General features: G+C 39.4%; 18 protein-coding genes. 10 read left to right on the top strand and 8 right to left on the bottom strand.

The annotated features are described in order from the left end of the window. The first annotated feature begins 81 nt into the window (after window positions 1–81). Genes H9I37_RS03010 through H9I37_RS02990 form a run of 5 tightly spaced genes read left to right on the top strand, consistent with a single transcriptional unit; the run spans window position 82 to window position 4843 of the window. Window positions 82–1284 (top strand): divergent polysaccharide deacetylase family protein, encoded by a 1203-nt coding sequence (locus H9I37_RS03010; protein WP_187381014.1) that lies wholly within the window; start codon window positions 82–84, stop codon window positions 1282–1284. Between the two features lie 13 nt (window positions 1285–1297). Further along, window positions 1298–2323: a tRNA (adenosine(37)-N6)-threonylcarbamoyltransferase complex transferase subunit TsaD gene (tsaD, locus tag H9I37_RS03005; protein WP_187381013.1), complete on the top strand. Its 1026-nt coding sequence runs from the start codon at window positions 1298–1300 to the stop codon at window positions 2321–2323. A gap of 22 nt (window positions 2324–2345) precedes the next feature. Continuing rightward, a complete protein-coding gene (aroF, locus tag H9I37_RS03000) occupies window positions 2346–3356 on the top strand; it encodes a 3-deoxy-7-phosphoheptulonate synthase (protein ID WP_187381012.1) in 1011 nt (336 codons plus the stop codon). After that, window positions 3353–4258, top strand: a complete 906-nt coding sequence (locus tag H9I37_RS02995) for a prephenate dehydrogenase (protein ID WP_187381011.1) — start codon at window positions 3353–3355, stop codon at window positions 4256–4258. The genes aroF and H9I37_RS02995 overlap by 4 nt, the downstream gene beginning before the upstream one ends. Before the next feature lie 6 nt (window positions 4259–4264). Beyond that, complete coding sequence (locus tag H9I37_RS02990; protein ID WP_187381010.1) at window positions 4265–4843, top strand: O-methyltransferase; 579 nt, start codon at window positions 4265–4267, stop codon at window positions 4841–4843. A gap of 28 nt (window positions 4844–4871) precedes the next feature. Here H9I37_RS02990 and H9I37_RS02985 read toward each other — a convergent pair whose 3' ends face one another. From H9I37_RS02985 to H9I37_RS02975, 3 genes are read right to left on the bottom strand one after another with little or no spacing between them, the layout of a single operon-like run. Continuing rightward, window positions 4872–5669: a TPM domain-containing protein gene (locus tag H9I37_RS02985; RefSeq protein ID WP_187381009.1), complete on the bottom strand. Its 798-nt coding sequence runs from the start codon at window positions 5667–5669 to the stop codon at window positions 4872–4874. After that, the gene (locus H9I37_RS02980) at window positions 5663–6367 is read right to left on the bottom strand and encodes a TPM domain-containing protein (RefSeq protein WP_187381008.1); all 705 of its coding nucleotides are present in this window, start codon (window positions 6365–6367) and stop codon (window positions 5663–5665) included. Before H9I37_RS02980 ends, H9I37_RS02985 begins: the two co-directional genes overlap by 7 nt. Continuing rightward, the gene (locus H9I37_RS02975) at window positions 6367–6972 is read right to left on the bottom strand and encodes a LemA family protein (RefSeq protein ID WP_187381007.1); all 606 of its coding nucleotides are present in this window, start codon (window positions 6970–6972) and stop codon (window positions 6367–6369) included. The genes H9I37_RS02980 and H9I37_RS02975 overlap by 1 nt, the downstream gene beginning before the upstream one ends. Before the next feature lie 217 nt (window positions 6973–7189). Between H9I37_RS02975 and H9I37_RS02970 the strand changes: the two genes are divergently transcribed. After that, window positions 7190–7816, top strand: a complete 627-nt coding sequence (locus H9I37_RS02970) for an adenylate kinase (protein ID WP_187381006.1) — start codon at window positions 7190–7192, stop codon at window positions 7814–7816. 147 nt (window positions 7817–7963) lie between these two features. Here the strand turns inward: H9I37_RS02970 and H9I37_RS02965 are convergent, their stop codons facing one another. Then, the gene (locus H9I37_RS02965) at window positions 7964–9319 is read right to left on the bottom strand and encodes a methyl-accepting chemotaxis protein (protein ID WP_187381005.1); all 1356 of its coding nucleotides are present in this window, start codon (window positions 9317–9319) and stop codon (window positions 7964–7966) included. Window positions 9320–9436: 117 nt separating this feature from the next. Between H9I37_RS02965 and H9I37_RS02960 the strand changes: the two genes are divergently transcribed. The 4 genes from H9I37_RS02960 (at window position 9437) to leuS (ending at window position 14091) form a co-directional block, all read left to right on the top strand. Beyond that, the gene (locus tag H9I37_RS02960) at window positions 9437–9835 is read left to right on the top strand and encodes a Fur family transcriptional regulator (RefSeq protein WP_187381004.1); all 399 of its coding nucleotides are present in this window, start codon (window positions 9437–9439) and stop codon (window positions 9833–9835) included. Beyond that, entirely contained in the window at window positions 9832–10515 is a 684-nt protein-coding gene (locus H9I37_RS02955; RefSeq protein ID WP_255422465.1) for a metal ABC transporter ATP-binding protein, read from the top strand. Before H9I37_RS02960 ends, H9I37_RS02955 begins: the two co-directional genes overlap by 4 nt. Continuing rightward, window positions 10487–11317, top strand: coding sequence for a metal ABC transporter permease (locus H9I37_RS02950; protein ID WP_187381003.1), 831 nt, complete (start codon window positions 10487–10489; stop codon window positions 11315–11317). Before H9I37_RS02955 ends, H9I37_RS02950 begins: the two co-directional genes overlap by 29 nt. Window positions 11318–11538: 221 nt before the next feature. Then, window positions 11539–14091 (top strand): leucine--tRNA ligase, encoded by a 2553-nt coding sequence (leuS, locus tag H9I37_RS02945; protein ID WP_187381002.1) that lies wholly within the window; start codon window positions 11539–11541, stop codon window positions 14089–14091. A gap of 13 nt (window positions 14092–14104) precedes the next feature. Here the strand turns inward: leuS and H9I37_RS02940 are convergent, their stop codons facing one another. The 4 genes from H9I37_RS02940 to dnaJ all read right to left on the bottom strand — a co-directional run bounded on the left by H9I37_RS02940 (window position 14105) and on the right by dnaJ (window position 19790). Further along, entirely contained in the window at window positions 14105–14431 is a 327-nt protein-coding gene (locus H9I37_RS02940) for an STAS domain-containing protein (protein WP_187381001.1), read from the bottom strand. 1 nt (window position 14432) lies between these two features. Next, window positions 14433–16910: a PP2C family protein-serine/threonine phosphatase gene (locus H9I37_RS02935; protein ID WP_187381000.1), complete on the bottom strand. Its 2478-nt coding sequence runs from the start codon at window positions 16908–16910 to the stop codon at window positions 14433–14435. 1 nt (window position 16911) lies between these two features. Further along, the gene (locus H9I37_RS02930; RefSeq protein ID WP_187380999.1) at window positions 16912–18306 is read right to left on the bottom strand and encodes a PP2C family protein-serine/threonine phosphatase; all 1395 of its coding nucleotides are present in this window, start codon (window positions 18304–18306) and stop codon (window positions 16912–16914) included. 332 nt (window positions 18307–18638) lie between these two features. Further along, window positions 18639–19790: a molecular chaperone DnaJ gene (gene dnaJ, locus H9I37_RS02925; protein WP_187380998.1), complete on the bottom strand. Its 1152-nt coding sequence runs from the start codon at window positions 19788–19790 to the stop codon at window positions 18639–18641. Between the last annotated feature and the right edge of the window lie 15 nt (window positions 19791–19805).

Here is a 19805-nt window from a genome sequence, read left to right as displayed (position 1 = left end):
CTAATCTTAAAATATAGGATTTATTGAAATATGTCAAAGAAAAGGTTAAAATTAGCAAAATTTTGGAATCAAATTAGAATTATGCCGCAAAAAACGCAAAAAAATGTAAAATCATCAGCAAAAAAACCGACGAAAAAATCTTCCGGCACATCAAAAAAAACAGCCAAAAGAAGAATTAAGCCGAAAGTTTTCATTCCCGCATATAAAATAATAATCTTCTGTTCGGTTATCATCACAATATGCATGTCGCTTTTACTTGTTACGACATTCCCGAATTTATTGCAAAAAGAAAACGTATTTAATGTTGAAAGAAAAGTAGAAAAACAGGCGGAAAATACGGAAAAGCAAGATGAAAAAGTCAACAAAAATGATGCAAAAATCGAGGGCGCTGAAAAAAAAGAAGAGCAAAAGATAAAAACGCAGCCAAAGCAGGAATCTCAACCGCAATTAGAACCGCAATCTAAGCCTAAACAGCAAAAGCGACAGGAAAAGTCGCCGGAACAGAAAAAAGACAAAAAGCTTGAAAAGAAGCCCGAACAGAAAGAGCCTTCGCTTAAAGTCACTTCTTTGCCGCCAAAATCGAACTATGATTTCCCGCAAGCTGAAAATGGCGCCCAGCTTATATTTGTGTTTGATGACGGCGGACACAGCGTAACCAATCTCAATAAATTTCTTGAGCTTCCGTTTCCAATCACAGTCGCGGTTTTGCCGAAACTAGTTTTATCAAAAGTATCAGCGGATAAAATCAGGGCATCGGGAAACGAACTTATGCTCCACCAGCCTATGCAGGCAGTAAACCCAAAAGTAAACCCAGGACCCGGCGCAATCAAACCGGAAATGTCGGACGATGAAGTAAAATCTATTCTGTTCCAAAACGTTTCTGAAATAGGACCGATTGCAGGGTTCAACAACCATGAAGGTTCTGCGATTACGGCTGACGCAGAAAAAATGGCTGTAATAATGAAATTCGCTTCACAGGAAGGTATATATTTTCTGGACAGCAGGACAAGCGTTGAAACAAAAGTACCGTACGTCGCCCGTGAGATGGGCTATTCGTACTTTGAGCGAAACATTTTCCTTGACAATGAAAAAACAGATGAATACGCTATGGAAGAACTTAAAAAAGGGCTTGCTATTGCCAATAAAAACGGAAGCGTTATAATGATAGGCCATGTGTGGAGTGCAGATTTTCTTCCGTCACTGTTGAAAGATGTTTATCCTAAACTCAAGGAAAAAGGCTACACATTCAGCGTAGTCAGTAAAAGCAAAGCACGTAAACATTGAGGAAATAGAAAATATGAAAGTTTTAGGTATAGAATCATCTTGTGACGAAACTGCGTGTGCGATTGTAGAAGATGGACGCACGATTTTAAGCAATGTCGTCGCCACACAAATTCCCTTTCATAAGATTTACAAAGGCGTTGTTCCTGAAATCGCAAGCCGAAAACATGCTGAATGGATTTTGCCTGTAGTTCGTCAGGCGCTTAAAGAGGCGAATTTGACGCTCGATGATGTAGATGCAATTGCTGCAACAGACAAACCCGGTCTTATGGGGTCTTTACTTGTCGGTTTTACATTTGGAAAAACTCTCGCGTGGGCGACAGAAAAGCCGTTTATCGCTGTAAATCACATGCTCGGTCACCTGTATGCCGCCCAACTTCAAGAACATGTTGAGTATCCGTTTTTAGGTTTGCTTGTAAGCGGCGGGCACACGATTATCTGTAAAGTCAACGGTTTTGATGATTTGGAAATTCTCGGAAGCACTGTTGACGATTCAGTCGGGGAAGCGTTCGATAAAGTTGCAAAATTCTATGGACTTGGATATCCGGGGGGCGTTATAATCGACAACCTTGCAAAACAAGGCGATCCGAAAGCGGCTCGTTTCCCAGTCCCAAAACTTGACGAAAAAGAACACCGCTACGATGTTTCATTCAGCGGATTAAAAACTGCTGTCATCCATCAGTGCGATTTATTCTGGCAACCTGGTTATCAGCACAGTAAAGAAAATATGTGCGCATCTTTTCAGGAAACAGCAATCAAAACATTAATAGAAAAATTACTCCGTGCGGTAGATGATACGGGACTTAAAACAGTTGTATGCGGAGGCGGTGTCGCAGCTAATTCAAGATTGCGTTCAATACTTGCAGAACGCACAGATATCAACTGCATATTTCCACCATTAAAACTATGCGGAGATAACGGCGCAATGATTGCCGGTGTCGCTTATCATTTTTTGCAACGTGGAGACAGAACAAACTGGAATGCCGTCACTTGTGCAAGAATTCCACAATTCAAACGCGGACTAGCTCAGGTAAGACACTAAAAAGTATCAGGAGGTAGATAAAATGGTCATTACATTAAAACAAGGAACTACAGACAAGCAGATGGCTGAGTTCATTGACTCATGGAAACAAAAAGGTTTTGGTGTACATGTGTCAAAAGGTGAAAATCTTACAATTCTGGGACTTCTTGGAGACACAAGTTCTCTAGATACGGAAATGGTAAGTGCAAATCCTTATGTCGACACAGTACAGCGGGTGTCTGCTCCTTATAAAATGGCAAGCAGAACATTCCATCCTAAAAATTCAATTATCAATGTGGGAGATACATCGTTTGGAAACGGGACAATCCCTGTGATTGCCGGTCCTTGTTCCGTAGAAACTGAAGAACAAGTTATTTCTATCGCAAAGGATGTAAAAAGTGCAGGTGCTAAGCTTCTACGCGGAGGAGCTTTTAAGCCTCGCACATCTCCTTACAGTTTTCAAGGGCTTGGTGAAAAAGGGCTGCAATTTCTGATATCCGCAAAAAAAGAAACAGGTCTTCCTGTCGTGACAGAGCTGATGGACATCCGTCAGCTAAAATACTTTGATGATGTTGATGTGATTCAAATTGGTGCCCGCAACATGCAAAATTTCGACCTCCTTAAAGAGATGGGAAAGACAGGCAAACCGATACTTTTAAAACGAGGAATGGCTGCAACTGTAAAAGAATTACTGATGTCAGCTGAATACATAATGGCTAGCGGCAACGAAAACGTAATCCTTTGTGAACGCGGAATCAGGACTTTCGACAGCTATACACGCAACTGCCTCGACGTCAGCATAGTTCCTTACCTTCACAAAATCAGTCACCTTCCAATCATAATTGACCCAAGCCATGCATGCGGCCAGAGATGGATGGTCAGCGATCTTGCAAAAGCAGCTGTAGCATGCAATACAGACGGCCTTATAATAGAAGTTCACAACGACCCTGAAAAAGCGCTTTGTGACGGAGAACAATCTCTTCACCCGGCAGAGTTTGCCGCCCTGATGAAAGTTTTGCCACAAATTGCACAGATTAACGGCAGAACAATATGATTTTTGGAATAGTCGGGCTTGGAATTATGGGCGGTTCAATTGCAAAAGCAATCCGTTCAAACATTGCAAACAAACACTCAGGCGGTCTGTCTGATGTCAAAATTTATGCGCTTGATGAAAACAACGATTCTCTTTGTGCTGCTCTAAATCAAGGAGTTATAGATAAATCGTTTTCGCCGGCGCAGACAAAAGAAATGCTTGGATTGTGCGATTTTGTTTTCATCTGCCTTTATCCGAATGCCACGCTCGATTTTCTAAAAGAATGCAAGTCTGATTTTAAAGACGGCTCCACCGTAACAGACATCAGTGGGGTAAAACAAAATCTCTCTAAAAACTATGAAAAAATCTGTCCTTCCAACGCTTATCTTATTTTAGCTCACCCGATGGCAGGAGGCGAAAAAGAAGGATTTGCAGCTTCTAAATCAGAATATTTTAAAAACCACAATTACATAATCATAAAAAAACACGCAAGCATACTTTCAAAACCGATATCATATCAAAACGGATATGACGACGCAGAAAAGCAGTTTGAGACAATAATAAAAATGATGGGATTTTCGAGAATTACGAAAACCGATTCCGATACTCACGACAACAAGATAGGATTTACTTCACAACTTTGCCACGTGGTCGCATCTGCAATGGTCGAAAGTGCAGGAGATTCCGCAATCACATCTTTTGGAGGCGGAAGTTTTGAAGATTTAACTAGAATTGCGATGATAAACGCCCCTCTTTGGACTGAGCTGTTTTTGAGCAATAAAGAAAAGCTTTTAAAACACATCGATACGTTCAAAAATCACCTTGACGATATTGAAAAGCTGATTGAATGCAATGACGCTAAAGGGTTGGAATCTTATCTGCAAGACGTACGCAACAAACGAATTGAAATGCAGAGGAATTAAAACAAAATGGACCAGTTACTTTCAATTAAGGCATACGCAAACCGCGAAGCCGTCCCGATAATGCAAGACGAAGGCTGCGATTTTATCTGCAATTACATAAAGAAACACAATGTAAAATCAATCTTGGAAATCGGAACAGCAATCGGCTATTCTTCTATAAGGTTTGCAAGTATTGAAGATGACATCCACGTCACTACAATTGAGCTCGACATAGACAGATATCTGAGAGCCGTTGAAAATTTCAATGCAAGTGGATTTGCCGACAGAATCACGGCGATTCATGGCGATGCTTTAACTCAAGAATTTGAACAAAAATTCGACCTCATCTTTATAGACGCAGCGAAAGCTCAATACACAAAATTCTTTGAAAAATACAAAAAAAATCTTTCCGAAAATGGAGTCATCATCAGCGATAACCTTTCTTTTCATGGAATGGTAGATGACATCACCCTGACCCACAATTACAGCACAAAAAAGCTCGTGAGAAAAATTCAAAAATATGTGCAATTTTTAAAGGAAAACCAGGAGTTTGAAACTGAGTTTTTTGAAATAGGTGACAGAATCGGAGTCAGCCGGAGAAAGTAATTTTATTAATTTTATTCGGCTTTCGCCATCACCAGTGACCGCTCGCTCCGCCTCCTCCAAAATGACCGCCGCCACCTGAAAATCCGCCGCCGCTCCCGAATCCGCTTCCAAAACCACCGCTTCGGAAAGTTGAGCTTCCAGAGTGACCGGAACTAAAGCCGCCTTTTCGACCTGTGCGAGGCATATTCATTCCAAAGAGCCTTGATAGGATAAACCACTTGAGTATTCCATTTTTTGAAGTGATTATGATAAAGAAGAAAACAAGCCAGATAATCATAAAAACAGCCCCGACAAGCGAATCATCATCTGACTTTTCATTCAAAACATCATCGTCTATTATTTCCGTATCACCGGAAATAACGCCACCGATATTTTTTACTCCATTCAAAATGCCGCGTGAATATTTTCCATTTTTAAATTCCGGGATGATGACGTTGCGCAAGATGAGCCCGCATTTTACATCTGTCAAAGTGTCTTCAACTCCGTAACCAGTCTCAATACGGACATCATGCTCCTGCATCGCAACAATTAGAATTACACCGTTGTCTTTTCCGCTCTGACCGATTTTCCATGAATCTGCAACTTTGATTCCAAACGAAGCTATATCATCTCCTTTCAAAGACGGCACAGTCAAAACAACAATCTGAGCTGTTGTCTGCTTTTCAACGGCGGCAAGATATCTCGAAATTTCTTCTTCATCGCTCTGGCTGATTATATTTGCATAATCGTTGACCCGACCTTTCAATTCAGGAACTTTGAGCGCAAATGCGGATGCGGAGATTAACGCAGCGCAAAAAAAGGCCGCGATTTTGTTTTTATTTACCATTCTGCATCCTCCAAAATTACAAGTCCATCTGGAAATTCATTCGGATTTTCTTTATGATTCGGAAAATTTTCAGCGAGCAATTCGCCGCATTTTGCAATAGCGGTTTCAAAAGCTTCCGTCACTTTTCCTTTTTTCATATTTTCTGCAAGTTCATCAGCTATAAGATCCCACAAATCCTGCGAAATTTTTTTAGAAATTCCGGAATCTGCTACAATCCGAACTTGCCGCTTCATATAAGAGACAAAAACCAAAATGCCGGAATGCTCGGCAGTTTCATAAATCCCTGATTCTGTAAAATATCTGAACGCTCTGTGAGTAACGCTTATATTTCTTACGGATTTTGGAATTACGATGCGGTCAATAAAAGGAATGTTGCACAGATAAAACGCAATAGTCCCAGCCGCAAAACAACTTACCACAAAAAACAACGGAAGAATCCAGCCCGGCGCTAGCTGCCAATAGTACATTTCATATAAATTACGAATTTTTTCTGAAAAAGGCAGCATAATCGCTAAAACAATAGCAGCAAAACAATCGGCTGCAAGAAGTTCCCAAAACGAATAATGAGAACTTTCAGGTGCGATAGCGACTGCAATCTCGCCTGTCGTTTTTGCTTCCGAATCAGCTACTGCTTTTTTTATTCTTTCGAAATCATTTTCGGTAAAACTGAGTTTTTTTATCAGAGATTTGTGCTTCATTAAAATTCAACCTTTGGAGCTGATTGAGCCTCAGCACTTGCCGCAAAATAAGATTTTTTTTCAAATCCGCTGATGTTTGCGATTATATTTGTAGGAAAACTTCTGACATACTGATTGTAACTTTTTGCAGCTTCATTGAATCGCTGTCTAGAAACTGTAATTCTGTTTTCAGTTCCTTCGAGCTGATCCTGCAATGCCAAAAAGTTTTGGTCTGCTTTCAATTCAGGATACTGCTCCGTAACCATCAACAAGCGCTGAAGACTTGCTCCTAAATTATCCTGCACTTGCTGATACCTTGCAAAAGCGTCCGGATCATTTAATATATCGTCACTCACGTTTATCTGTCCGCCAGCCTTTGAACGGGCTTCGCTCACTTGAGTAAAAACATCGTTTTCATGCTTTGCATAGCCTTTAACAGTTGAAACAAGGTTTGGAATCAGGTCAAGTCTGCGCTGATACTGATTTTGAACTTCTGCCCACGATGCGGAAACAGTTTCATCTTTTGCTACAAGTGAATTATAAGTTTTTTTGTAAAAGGAAAAAATTCCTAAAATACAAATAAAAATAATACCGACAACAACAATCCATTTTGGAAATTTTTTCATAATTCCATCTCCTGTAAAAAGCATCTTGTGCCTGCGTCTATCAGCAAAGCTCTTTCATTCGCTGATGTAATTTAGACTTTATCACACATTTAAAAATTACGGAAACTAAATTGATAAGTCAATTATTTTTTCACGTATTTTTTTTCAATTTCTCTTGCCCGCAACTATAAAGCATAATAGAATAAAGTATTATAAGTTTTTTACAAAGAGGATATTTATGAACAATTTTATTTTTTTGGGACCACCGGGAGCAGGAAAAGGCTCGCTCGCAGTAAAAGTTGCTGAAGCTTACAAAATCCCGCATATTTCTACCGGAGATATTTTTCGTGCAAATATAAAAGCACAGACTCCACTTGGAGTGAAGGTAAAAGCAATCATTGATTCTGGATCTTTAGTAAGCGACGAACTTACTTTTGAGCTTGTAAAAGACAGACTTTCTCAAGATGACTGCAAAAACGGATATATTCTTGACGGATTTCCACGAACAATTCGTCAAGCAGAAATGCTTGAAGAGCTGGCTGCCGACGCTAAAGTTGTAAACTTTGAAATAAAAGATGAAATTGTTATCCGCAGGCTTTCTACGCGACGTGTCTGTAAATCTTGCGGGGCAAACTACAATACTCTCACACTCAAGCCAAAAAAAGAAGGCGTTTGCGACAAATGCGGCGGAGAACTCTATCAGCGTGATGACGACAAACAAGAATCAATTTTGCACAGGATGGACGTTTACCGCGAGCAAACAGAACCGTTGATCAATTTCTACAAAGGAAAAGGAAAGATTACAAACCTCGACGCAGCTATCGAAACAGATGTTTTGCTCAAAGAGTTTCAAAAGATTTTCTAATTTTTTTTCGGCACTCGGCACGGAACGTCTTAAACATGCAAACACGAATGACATTTTAGTTCATCCGTGTTTAAAATCGCTTTTTCCGTGCCCGATTTTTTCAATCAAAAGATTTATTCAATCAAACTTGATATCAAAAGTACCATCTCAATCTTGTATATTGAATTGATTTACATGGTCGTGAATCTTATCAACAGTGTTTTTATTTCCAGAAGCTGAGCTGTCTACGAGCAGAATAGTTTTCTTCATATCTTCAACAATTAAAAGCCCCTCATTTACAGTTTGAACTGCCGTACTTGAAGCTGTCACAATAGTCTGCATAGATTCTCGCAATTTGTACAAATCTTGTATGCTTTTTTCAGATTCTTTTATAGCCTGCTCATAATCTTTTGCTTCAATATTTTTCTTAATGTTATTTATTCCGCCGGAAAGAGCGGAAATATCTGAGCCAGTCAAATAAACAAGTTTGTCTTGGCGACGAGTATTGCTATCAAGTTTTGCGAACGTTGTTGAAAGAGCCTGCAAATATTTAGACGCACTCCTTGCCGTTGTAGAAAGTCGTCCAACTGATTGATTTACAACATCTGTACTGCTCTTGAAATCTCTAATCATCGAAGAAAGTTTTTCGATCATCGTGTTGATACAAGATATGAGAACTCCGAAGTCATCTGTCATGCTTATGTGAATTCTTGCTGTGAGGTCGCCGTTATTTGCAATATCATCCAGAAGTTTAGAAGTTGTTTTAATTCGAACTGAAAGCCCATGTAAAACAGTTACGAATGCGACTGCCCCAAATCCGATTGAACAGAAAAAGCACAAAGCCCCTTTCTTCATGAACAATGTAAGAAAATCACCTTTAAAAACACCGGCACGCTGCTTAATTATAATTCCATAAGGAACCGAAAACATGTTGATTGCAATAAAGTAAACGGCGATAAAAAATACAAGCCCGATAGAAGTTGATATGTTAGATGTTTGAAATTTTTTAAACTCCATGATAGACCGAATTCCTAGTCTTTCACGTTTAGAAGTGAGCATGAAGTCGATCAACTTAATTGTCGTAATTCCTGAAATCCCACCAAAACCGACAGCCTGTGCCATTACAAAGAAAACTCGTGACGGAATAAAAAGATTAGTTCCGTCTGCAATTTTTAGATAGATTACAATAATCTGCCCAATAAAAAAACCTAAAAAGTTTGCAGCCCAAACCAAGAGGATGAGTTTTCTATAACTTTGCAAGCAAATCGCAATTTCATCTTTAGTTGCAGTTCTGTTTTCTGCTTTTAATTTAGAAAGAACTTTATCAAACGGCTTTGCAAAAAAGAAACCTACAATGCTCGCAACAAGCAATAAAAGAGAGCCTATTTCGATATTAAACGCTACGCCTGACCACATGACATTCATTTCATCGTAAATAAATTCCAATGCAAACCATCTTAAAGCCGTAATACCAAAATACGTAATAAACCACATAATTGCGGTAAAAGTAATAAACACACTCATAGATTCATTATACACATAGATTTATATATCCACAACAAGAAAAACTACTTGTACAACATTGCAATATATGTCATATTCATCAAAGATGATTTGCGAATTAGTCGCAAATTTAAGATTATGATTTACAACACAGAACAGAGAAACTTTTTGCTAAATTTCCTCAGACAAAATCCTGACAAGATGTTTTCCGCAAAACAGATTGAAGCAGCATTGTCTGATAAAAGAATAAGCCGCAGCGCAGTTTACAGAAACATTGCAGAGCTGGAAAACGACGGTAAAATCAAACGCTGCACAAAAGCCGGATGCCGCGAATCACTTTATCAATATTATGATACACAAGATTGCCGCAGCCACATTCATCTGTCTTGCACAAAATGTGGAAAAATCTTTCACATGGAAAACAGCGTTGCAGACAATCTCATAAACGATGTTGAGACTACAGAAGGATTTGAAATCAGCAAAGGGGAAACTACTCTGTACGGCAAATGCAGAGACTGTTCCGACAAGGAAGAATGATGGCACAGTTGGAATGTAAAAACCTTACGTTGGGATATGGTTCAAAAATTATAATTGAAGACTTAAATTTTTCTGTCAACAAAGGTGAATATCTATGCATCACCGGTGAAAATGGGTCAGGAAAAACGACTTTGATGAAAACTATTCTCCGGCTGCTCAAACCTTTATCAGGCACTATAAAAACAGGCGACGGATTGCTGCCGGATGAAATAAGCTATCTTCCTCAGCAAACAGATATTCAAAGAGATTTTCCGGCAAGCGTCCGCGAGATTGTGATTTCAGGCTGCCAGTCAAGATGCGGCAAAAGACCTTTCTACAGCAAAGAAGAAAAAAGACTGACATCAGAAGCGATGAAAAAACTCGGGATTTCAAATCTCGAAAAAAAATGTTACAGAGAGCTTTCAGGCGGTCAACAGCAGAGAGTTCTTCTTGCCCGGGCATTGTGTGCAACTCAAAAAATGCTTTTGCTTGACGAACCTGTTACAGGTCTTGACCCTGCAACTACAGAAGAGATGTACAATTTAATAGGTGAACTAAACAAGAGCGGAATAACAATCATTATGATCACGCATGACATTGAGCACGCTTTGAAACACGCAACACACGTCCTGAACATTGGAAACGAAATATTTTTTGGAGACATAAAAGAATATGATAGACACTTTAATTCAGTACTTTAGTTATTCATTTGTAAGATATGCTTTTATTGTAGGAGTGTTGATTTCTCTATGTTCTTCGCTGCTAGGAGTGACGCTTGTCTTAAAAAGATATTCGTTCATCGGAGATGGGCTGAGCCACGTCGCATTCGGAGCAATCTGTATAGCTAGTATTTTAAATCTTTCCAACAACATGTTCCTTGTTCTGCCTGTTACAATAATATGCGCCATTTTGCTGCTGCGCACAAGTAAAAATAAAAAAATTCAAGGAGATGCCGCAATCGCTATGATTTCTGTAGCATCGCTTGCAATCGGATATCTTTTGATGAATGTTTTTTCTACAGCTGCGAACGTATCCGGAGATGTGTGCAGCACATTATTCGGCTCTACATCTATATTGACTTTGACAATAAGCGAAGTGTGGTTATGCACTATACTTTCAGGTGCTGTGATAATCGCATTTGTAATTTTTTACAATAAGATATTTGCAGTCACATTTGATGAAAACTTTGCAACTGCGGTCGGAACGCATGCATCTGTTTACAATCTTATCATCGCAATAATAATTGCAATAATAATCGTGCTAGCGATGAACCTTGTTGGCTCTCTTTTGATTTCGGCACTCGTGATTTTTCCCGCTCTTTCGGCAATGCGTGTATTCAAAAGTTTTAAATCAGTTACAATCTGTTCGGCAGTTGTTTCTGTAGTGTGTTCAGTCTTGGGACTTTTAGTTTCAATTTTAGCAGGAACTCCTGTAGGAAGCACTATTGTCGCCGCAGATTTGTTAGCGTTTATCATTTTTTCTGTTGTGGGCTACCTCATTTAGTTCAAAGTTTTTGATTGTAGTTTATCTGCCATTATTTAAGTTTACATACCAACATTACAGCTTGATGCCGCAATTGCAGCCTATCTTCCGCAATTGCAGGTTACCTGCCAGCCGCAATCACAGCTTACTGCCGCCATTACAGTTTGCATATCGCCTGTATTTCCATTTCTACCTAAAATCACTATAATAGTTTACAAAATTCAGTTAGGCGGAGTTAATAAATGTCAAAATATCCATTTGAATCTATTGAGCCGAAATGGCAAAAATATTGGGACGAAAACAAAACTTTTAAATCAACGGAAGACGAAAAATATCCAAAAGAAAAACGCATGTATGTGTTGGACATGTTTCCTTATCCTAGTGCGGCAGGACTTCATGTTGGACATCCTGAAGGTTATACAGCAACCGATATTTATTGCCGTTATCTTCGCATGAACGGTTACAACGTCCTTCACCCGATGGGATACGATGCATTCGGGCTCCCTGCAGAAAATTATGCAATTAAAACCGGAACGCACCCGAAAACTACGACTAACGCAAATATTGAACATTTTACAAAGCAGATAAAATCGCTCGGATTCAGCTATGATTGGGACAGATGCATTTCGACTTGCGAACCTGAGTATTACAAATGGACACAGTGGATTTTCCTTCAGCTTTACAAAAAAGGTTTGGCATACGAAGCTCAAACTCCAATCAACTGGTGCCCTTCATGCATGACGGGACTTGCCAACGAGGAAGTAAAGGACGGCAAATGTGACCGTTGTGGGACAGAAGTCACACACAAAACTATCCGCCAGTGGATTTTAAAAATTACAGATTATGCAGAACGTCTTGATAGCGACTTAAACACCCTTGACTGGCCGGAAAGCGTAAAGTTGATGCAGCACAACTGGATTGGAAAATCTACAGGTGCGGAAGTCACTTTCACTGTTGCTGACAAAGACGGAAAACCGACAGACAACAAACTGACAGTTTATACAACACGCTGCGATACTTTGTTCGGTGCAACTTACATGGTTGTTTCTCCCGAACATAAAATCATTCCACAGATTACAACTGCTGAACAATCAGACACTGTAAAAGCATATCAGGAAGCGGCTGCAAAAAAATCAGATTTGGAACGAACAGACCTTGCAAAAGATAAAACAGGTGTATTCTCTGGCAGCTACGCAATCAACCCTGTAAACGGAAAACTGATTCCAATCTGGATAGCAGACTATGTACTCATAAGCTACGGCACAGGTGCTATTATGGCAGTTCCCGCTCACGATGACCGCGACTGGGAATTTGCTAAAAAGTTTAATCTTCCAATCGTAGAAGTCCTCAAGAGCGAAGTTAGTGTACAGATTCAGGCGTGGACTCAAGACGGAATCCACGTGAATTCCGATTTTCTCGACGGTTTGAACAAAAACGACGCTATTGAAAAGATGCTCGAATTCCTTGAGGAAAATAAAATAGGACACAAGGCTATAAATTACAAACTGAGGGATTGGGTATACAGCCGCCAGCGTTATTGGGGAGAACCGATTCCTCTCATCCATTGCCCGAATTGTGGCACAGTTCCTGTCCCTGAAGAAGAACTTCCGCTCAAGTTGCCTGAAGTAAAATCGTATCAACCGACAGGAACCGGAGAATCTCCTCTCGCCGCAATAGATTCATGGGTAAACTGCAAATGTCCGAAATGCGGTGGCGCTGCAAAACGAGAAACTAACACAATGCCGCAGTGGGGTGGTTCTTGTTGGTACTACTTGCGATATCTAGATCCTAAAAACGGCAAACAATTCTGTGCTCCAGAAAAAGAAAAGTATTGGATGCCTGTCGACTTATATATCGGGGGTGCTGAGCATGCAGTGCTTCATCTTTTATATGCGCGTTTTTGGCACAAAGTCCTCTACGATTTGGGTCTTGTTTCTACAAAAGAACCGTTCCAGCGTCTTGTAAACCAAGGGATGATAACTTCTTTTGCATATCAACGTAAAAACAAAACTCTTGTCCCTGTCGATGAAGTTGAACAGAGAGAAGACGGCAACTGGTACGAAAAAGCAACAGGAGAAAAACTTGAGCAAGTTGTTGCAAAAATGTCTAAATCTCTGAAAAACGTCGTAAACCCTGATGATGAAATAAAATTGTACGGTGCTGACTCTGTTCGGATGTACGAAATGTTTATGGGACCTCTGACTATGTCAAAACCTTGGGCAACACAGGGAATTGTCGGCATTCACAGATTTCTCGAAAAAGTCTGGGCTGTTTCTGAAAAACAAATGGCAGATATAGACATAACAGGGAAAATTGAAGATAAAGCGCTTGCCTCTGCTCGAAAAACATTTGCACAGACAATCAAAAAAGTCACCGACGACACGGCGAGCCTGAACTTCAACACAGCAATCAGCCAGATGATGATTTTCATAAACGAGATTTCAAAGCTGCCAAAAATTCCTAAAGCTATGTGGTCTGACTTTGTAAAAGTTCTTTCGCCTTACGCACCTCATCTTTGCGAAGAATTGTGGCAGAAACTTGGACATGACGCAACAATCGCATACGAAAGCTGGCCTACTATCGATGAGGAATATCTCAAAGACGACTCAAAGCAAATTGTTGTCATGGTAAACGGTAAAAAACGAGATGTATTTGAAATCGCCCCAAATTCTAGCGAAGATGAACTCAAATCAGCAGCGCTGGAACGCGAAAGTGTAAAAAAATTCGTTGAAGGGCATGATATTGTAAAATGCGTAGTAGTTCCAGGCAAGCTCGTCAGCATCGTGATTAAATAAATCTAGTCGACCGCTAAGCGACCTCTGTTACAGAGTTTATAATATTAAAAAGATATTTAAACCCTGTACCAGCGATTGCTTTTTCCGCTTCGTTCGATATAGACATAAAATAGAGTTTATGACCGACTTCGTCAGCATCGTTGAAAGCAGCCATCAAACAACCGATTCCGGCAGGATCCAGTTCTACCAACCTTGACATATCAAGCACGATGTTGTTTTTTTGAACGGCTTCATACAATGTCTGCTCAAATTCACCGAGTGTGTACGCATTCAAAGAGCCTTCAAGTTCATATAAGTGATAGTTTGCTCCGTCCTTTTCGATAATTGTCAACTGCTCCATATTATAATCCAGCCTCCTTCATCAATGCATCTATATCGCTCAAATCAGGCATTTCAAAACCTTCCGAGGAACCGGAAGCGGCAACGGCACCAATCGGCGAGGTGGCTGCATTTTCACTTTCGGAAGTCTCTTGTTGTGATGATTCCTCGATTATCTCAATTTCGGTCGATTGTTTTTCAGTCTCAAGTCCTTTTGCATCTTCAGAAACTTCAAGCTCTTCGACAGCTTTTTCTTCATCGGAAATTTCAACATGTTTTTCTTCGTCCGTATTTGCAGCAGAATCTTTTTCAGGCTGCTCTGCACGTTTTTCTCCGCCCTCATATTTTAATGTGAGGATTGAAACATCGTCTTCCATTTCCTTTGACATAAACTTTATGAGTCCGTCAAACATAAACTGAGCCATTCGTTGTGCCGGATAAGTTGTGTTGTCGATTAGAGCCTGCTGAACTCTTTCTTTACCGAATTGTTCACCACGGAGCGAGTGCGCTTGAATCAGACCATCTGTACAAGCTAGGAAAATATCCCCACTGCTCAACTTTGTTGTTTTAACGGAAAGGAACGGTGAAATATCTTTCACAAAACCGAGAATATGTCCCGAACCTTGAATTTCAATTACGTTGTTGTAGATTTGCGTGTACATCATCAATGTAGGAATACCGCAGTTGATGTAATACATAGTATCTGTTTCAAAATCTATCATTGCAAAAAGACCTGCAAAGATTGTTCCTTTTGGCAAAGAATCTCGAACGAAAGTGTTGAGTTTTTTAACAAGCTGTTTAAAATCGTGTACTTCTGCAAGATAAGTACGGATGATAGATTTTAAGATGACCATGTTCATAGAAGCGGCTATACCTTTACCCGACAAGTCGCCTACAACAAACAGATGTCGTTTATCTGTAAGTCGAATCAAATCTATAAATTCACCGCCGATGTTGTGCGCAGGAACCATCAGATATCCTACATCGATTTTAGGATTTTTTACGTGGTCGATATTTTCCTGAATAGATGTGATAATCTGCGAAGACATTCTGATTTCACGGTTTACAATACCGATGATATCTTTATTTGAAATGTTGCGCATGTAGTAACAGAATACAAAGAAATATGAATAAAGTTTTTCAAAAACGTTGTAGTCATATTCTTTGTAGTGGTCGCCAGATGCCTTTATACCGAGGGTGATTATGCCGAAAATATTGTGACCTTCGTTCAAGATGAAAAATGCATCTGATTTTGTAAGCTTAAAGAAATCGTTGAGTTCTTTTTGTATCAACGAAAGGTCGTGCTCCTTTTCAATTTGACTTTGAATAACAATGTTTTTATTGATGTTCAAAATTTTATCAAAAATCGGATTGCTCAACGGAATTTTTACATTGACGTCATTAGATGAATATGCGACTTCGAGTTCGTTCTGACTTGTCAAAATATAAACAGACATCGATGAAGATTCGACGTTGCGTCTTAAAATATCGAACATCTGTTCCGTAATCTGATCCATTTCACCGTCTGCATAGTCGATAGTTGCAAGAGCTTTTTCCAAAGCGGCTTCGTAATCGGCTGTATACAGCTTAGAAGATGTATTTAAAAACTCACTTATCCAAAGCGCAAATATAATGATAGCTGTTGAATAAACGCAGAACAACCCAACAAATTTGAATGTCATAAAATTATTTTGCGGCTGCAAAATTCCTGAAAGAAATCCTATAAGGGTCGCCGGAATCAAATATGACATGATTGTTTTGAAGAAAGTAACAAGAATCGCTTTTCCTGACGGAACCGCAACTTGCGTCAGTGCTCTGTAAAATACAAAATACATAAAAAGATATGCATATATATAAAACAAAGAAGAAGTGAGCAGTGCATCGTGGACAAACTGTAACCCTAAGTTTATAAGTCCCATAATGATAAGCCCTTCTCCCATTACAACCGTCTGATATTTTTCAAGCTGTGTTGCGTTTTTGTTTTCTTGCAAAAGAACGAGGAAAATATACGAAACTACAGGAAGCAAATATTTATACAATACGATATATACTGTGCGCCATGTCCATGGAAAAAGAATATTTGCAGTGCCTGTAAAAAGATAATCAGATGTATAAAAAATTCCGTTTTCCAATGAGATATAAATTGTATTGTACTTGAAAAATGCCATATAAATTGCAAGGAAAATCAAAAGATATTTTACGATTGTCGCAATCGTCTTTTTTTTAGGTGAAGCAAATCCTATAAGGGCACTGCTCATGAATACAAACATAATTCCGTCTATTGCGGCAATCAGTTTCATCAAAGCAGAAATCAGAACATCAAAATGAACAAATTTCATTATCAAAACTGAAACAAGCAAAATCGATTCGATTGTTGCAATAAGTCCTGCAATTGAGAACGTACTTACACTTGGATTATTGCTTTTGACATTCTTATCGAGGATGTGCGTAAAAAATGCAAGTACAAGCATTGCAAGAATATTTAACAATATATAGACCATATCAGTACCCTACCTTCGCAATCATCATAGTAACATCATCATGAAGCTTTTTATCGCCGTTGTATTTCATGATAAGGTCAACAATATCATCAACCATCTCCTGAGGAGATTTTGCTGCACCGGAAATCAACGTTTTTCTGTAGATATCGGTATCACCGAGTTCGACGCCATCATCGTCCATAACTTCCGAAACTCCGTCAGTAGCCATCAAAATAGTGTCGCCGCGGAACAGACGCTGTTCCCCAACTTCTATATCATCAAGTTCAAGAATTCCAATGAGCGACGCATTTGAAGTAAGCGGTTTGATGCGGTATCCATTAGGAGACGGAGAGAGGATTATCGGGTCTGACATAGACGCATTGATATATCTTATTTTCATTTTGTCTGTATCAACGACGCCAAGGAATAGTACTGTATATTTATCTTGCAAGTGCATTCCTTTTATCGCTTTATCAACAGCGTGAATAACTCCTACAAGATCTTCTTTATCTTCAATAATTTTTACAGTGTTCATCACCAAGCCCATTATCAATGCAGCCGGCAAACCTTTTCCTGATACGTCGCCGAGCATGAGCAAAGTTTTTGAAGCGTCGATAGGCAGAATTGAAAAATAGTCGCCCGATACGTTTACAAGAGGTCTAAAATATGTGGCGATTTTAAGTTTACTGATATTTGGAATTTTCTGCGGCAGAAATGATTGCTGCGTTATAGCCAACTGCTCCCATTCCTTTGTTGTAGAAGAAATTTCAGAAAGTGTTGCGATTGTCCGTGTGCGCGAAACAAAACGTTTATATTCCTCAAAAAGCCGATCGTATACATTGAGGTCGAACAAACGTGTATAGCGACAGAAAATATAGAGGTGATGTTTGTCATAACACATAAAAAATCCGCGAGTCTTCTTGTAATTTGTCGTAATGCCGAGGTGGTTATCAAAAAAATAAAAACCGTCAGGCCACGCTTCTGTAAAGTTCAGTGCAAGTTTATTTTTTACAGATTCAGATGTAGAAGTCCTGTTAGGGCTGTTATACAGAATATAATTTTTTTTGCGGTCTATCAAAAGGACAGCGCAGTCAGCTTGCCTTTCCAAAATTTCACCGATTACTGCATAAAAATCATCAAGAGAGTAACAAAAACGAAGACGATCTATAAATTTGTTTAAAATTACGGTTTCGCCAGACTCAAGCGTTTGCCTGCGAGTGAGCGGTATAAGATACGAAATAAATTTATTTCCCCAGAAGACGACGACAAGAAATAAAACAGAACAAACTACAAATGTTACTTCTGAAAAACTTGAATCTCGCCTTTCCGGAAGTAAAATGAGACAAATTATGATAAAATGAACGATTGTAACAATATTTACGCCGATTATTACAATCCTTTTTCGTGTTTTATACATTTTAACCTCTATTTTTTACTTAAATTATTTAAACTCATCTTTAATATTTTAGCACAGTATCGGCAAATTTGAACTAAAAGTTTATTTTTTGGAAAAGATTGGAAAAGATAAGAAATGATGGCGGTTAAAACAAAAAGTGCCTGTCCAAAAACTTCAGTTTTTGGACAGCTTCCTTGATTTTATGTGCGACGTTTAAAATTAAATCATTATAATATAAAGACTTAATTTTAAACTCGACAGGCTGTCGAAAAAGTAATCGACTTTAGAGACAGCCCCTTTTTTACGTATTGTAAGTCAATTTATTTTACAAAGTTGCTTGTTTTGTAAAGTGTTTATTCACCCAACTTTGACAAATTCAACAAAGGAGGTTCTTTTGGCGGATTTTCAAGTTCAAGATACTGTCTGAGCAAATCTTTTTGTTTTGAAGAAATGCGTGTAGAAACCTGAACAATAATCTTCACGTACAAATCACCTTTTCGCGTAGAACCTGAAATCGGAACTCCTTCACCTTTGATGCGCAAAAGTTTTCCATTTTGAATTCCTTCAGGAACTTTTATCAAAAGTTTTTTATCGTCAAGCGAAGAAATCGTAATTTCACAACCGAGCGCTGCCTGTGCAAAAGTGATTGGAACAGCACAGTATAAATCAGTTCCCTCTCGTTCAAAATACGGATGCTGACTTACGTGGATTACAACTACAAGGTCTCCCGCAGCTCCACCGTTTTCTCCAGCATCACCCATTCCGTGTATCACAATTCGTTTACCGTTATCAACTCCTGCCGGAATCTTCAACGACATGGACTTAGATTTTTCTTTTACACCAGAACCGTGACAATTTGGACAAGGTTTATCGATGACAGTTCCTTTTCCACCACACTTCGGACAAGTCTGCTGAATCGTAAAGAAACCGTTGCCCTGCCGAACTTGTCCCATACCGTTACAAGTCGGGCAAGTTTTTTTAGAAGAACCTGCGGCACCACCAGTTCCTTTGCATTCTTCACAAACCTCGTTGTGGCTAAAATGAATCTCTGCGGTAGTGCCGTAGACAGCATCTTTAAACTGAAGCTGAAGGTCGTATCTAAGGCTCGCACCAGCGGCAGGCCCTCTGCGGTTTCTTGAAGAGCTTGAGCCTCCACCGAAACCGCCGCCAAAAATGCTGTCAAAAATATCGGAGAAACCACCGCTGGCTCCACCAAACAAGTCGCTAAAGTCGTGGAATGCGTGTGAATACTGTGCTCCACCACCCTGATCCATTCCTTCAACGCCAGCAAAACCATACTGATCGTACAGAGGACGCTTTTTCTCATCAGAAAGAACTTCGTAAGCTTCTGTTGCTTCACGGAATTTTGCTTCAGCCTCTTTGTCGCCTGGATTTCTATCCGGATGATATTTTACAGCGAGCCTTCGGTATGCCTTTTTAATCGCATCCTGATCCGCAGATTTATCAATCCCTAATACTTCATAATAGTCTCGTTTTGCTGCCATTTATAACACCCAAAA

The organism is Treponema sp. Marseille-Q3903 (assembly GCF_014334335.1).
In the GTDB taxonomy this organism is placed as follows: domain Bacteria; phylum Spirochaetota; class Spirochaetia; order Treponematales; family Treponemataceae; genus Treponema_D.
Note: the sequence above shows the minus strand (reverse complement) of the source record. Positions and strands in the feature narration are given on the sequence as shown.

Bases quoted from the DNA above. Each gene is read 5' to 3' on its own strand.
- H9I37_RS02995 (WP_187381011.1), top strand. From the start codon at position 3,353: ATGATTTTTGGAATAGTCGGGCTTGGAATTATGGGCGGTTCAATTGCA.
- H9I37_RS02985 (WP_187381009.1), bottom strand. From the start codon at position 5,669: ATGGTAAATAAAAACAAAATCGCGGCCTTTTTTTGCGCTGCGTTAATC.
- H9I37_RS03010 (WP_187381014.1), top strand. From the start codon at position 82: ATGCCGCAAAAAACGCAAAAAAATGTAAAATCATCAGCAAAAAAACCG.
- H9I37_RS02935 (WP_187381000.1), bottom strand. From the start codon at position 16,910: ATGGTCTATATATTGTTAAATATTCTTGCAATGCTTGTACTTGCATTT.
- H9I37_RS02970 (WP_187381006.1), top strand. From the start codon at position 7,190: ATGAACAATTTTATTTTTTTGGGACCACCGGGAGCAGGAAAAGGCTCG.
- H9I37_RS02955 (WP_255422465.1), top strand. From the start codon at position 9,832: ATGATGGCACAGTTGGAATGTAAAAACCTTACGTTGGGATATGGTTCA.
- H9I37_RS02990 (WP_187381010.1), top strand. From the start codon at position 4,265: ATGGACCAGTTACTTTCAATTAAGGCATACGCAAACCGCGAAGCCGTC.
- H9I37_RS02940 (WP_187381001.1), bottom strand. From the start codon at position 14,431: ATGGAGCAGTTGACAATTATCGAAAAGGACGGAGCAAACTATCACTTA.
- H9I37_RS02960 (WP_187381004.1), top strand. From the start codon at position 9,437: ATGATTTACAACACAGAACAGAGAAACTTTTTGCTAAATTTCCTCAGA.
- H9I37_RS02975 (WP_187381007.1), bottom strand. From the start codon at position 6,972: ATGAAAAAATTTCCAAAATGGATTGTTGTTGTCGGTATTATTTTTATT.
- H9I37_RS02965 (WP_187381005.1), bottom strand. From the start codon at position 9,319: ATGAGTGTGTTTATTACTTTTACCGCAATTATGTGGTTTATTACGTAT.
- leuS (WP_187381002.1), top strand. From the start codon at position 11,539: ATGTCAAAATATCCATTTGAATCTATTGAGCCGAAATGGCAAAAATAT.
- aroF (WP_187381012.1), top strand. From the start codon at position 2,346: ATGGTCATTACATTAAAACAAGGAACTACAGACAAGCAGATGGCTGAG.
- H9I37_RS02930 (WP_187380999.1), bottom strand. From the start codon at position 18,306: ATGTATAAAACACGAAAAAGGATTGTAATAATCGGCGTAAATATTGTT.
- H9I37_RS02980 (WP_187381008.1), bottom strand. From the start codon at position 6,367: ATGAAGCACAAATCTCTGATAAAAAAACTCAGTTTTACCGAAAATGAT.
- tsaD (WP_187381013.1), top strand. From the start codon at position 1,298: ATGAAAGTTTTAGGTATAGAATCATCTTGTGACGAAACTGCGTGTGCG.
- H9I37_RS02950 (WP_187381003.1), top strand. From the start codon at position 10,487: ATGATAGACACTTTAATTCAGTACTTTAGTTATTCATTTGTAAGATAT.
- dnaJ (WP_187380998.1), bottom strand. From the start codon at position 19,790: ATGGCAGCAAAACGAGACTATTATGAAGTATTAGGGATTGATAAATCT.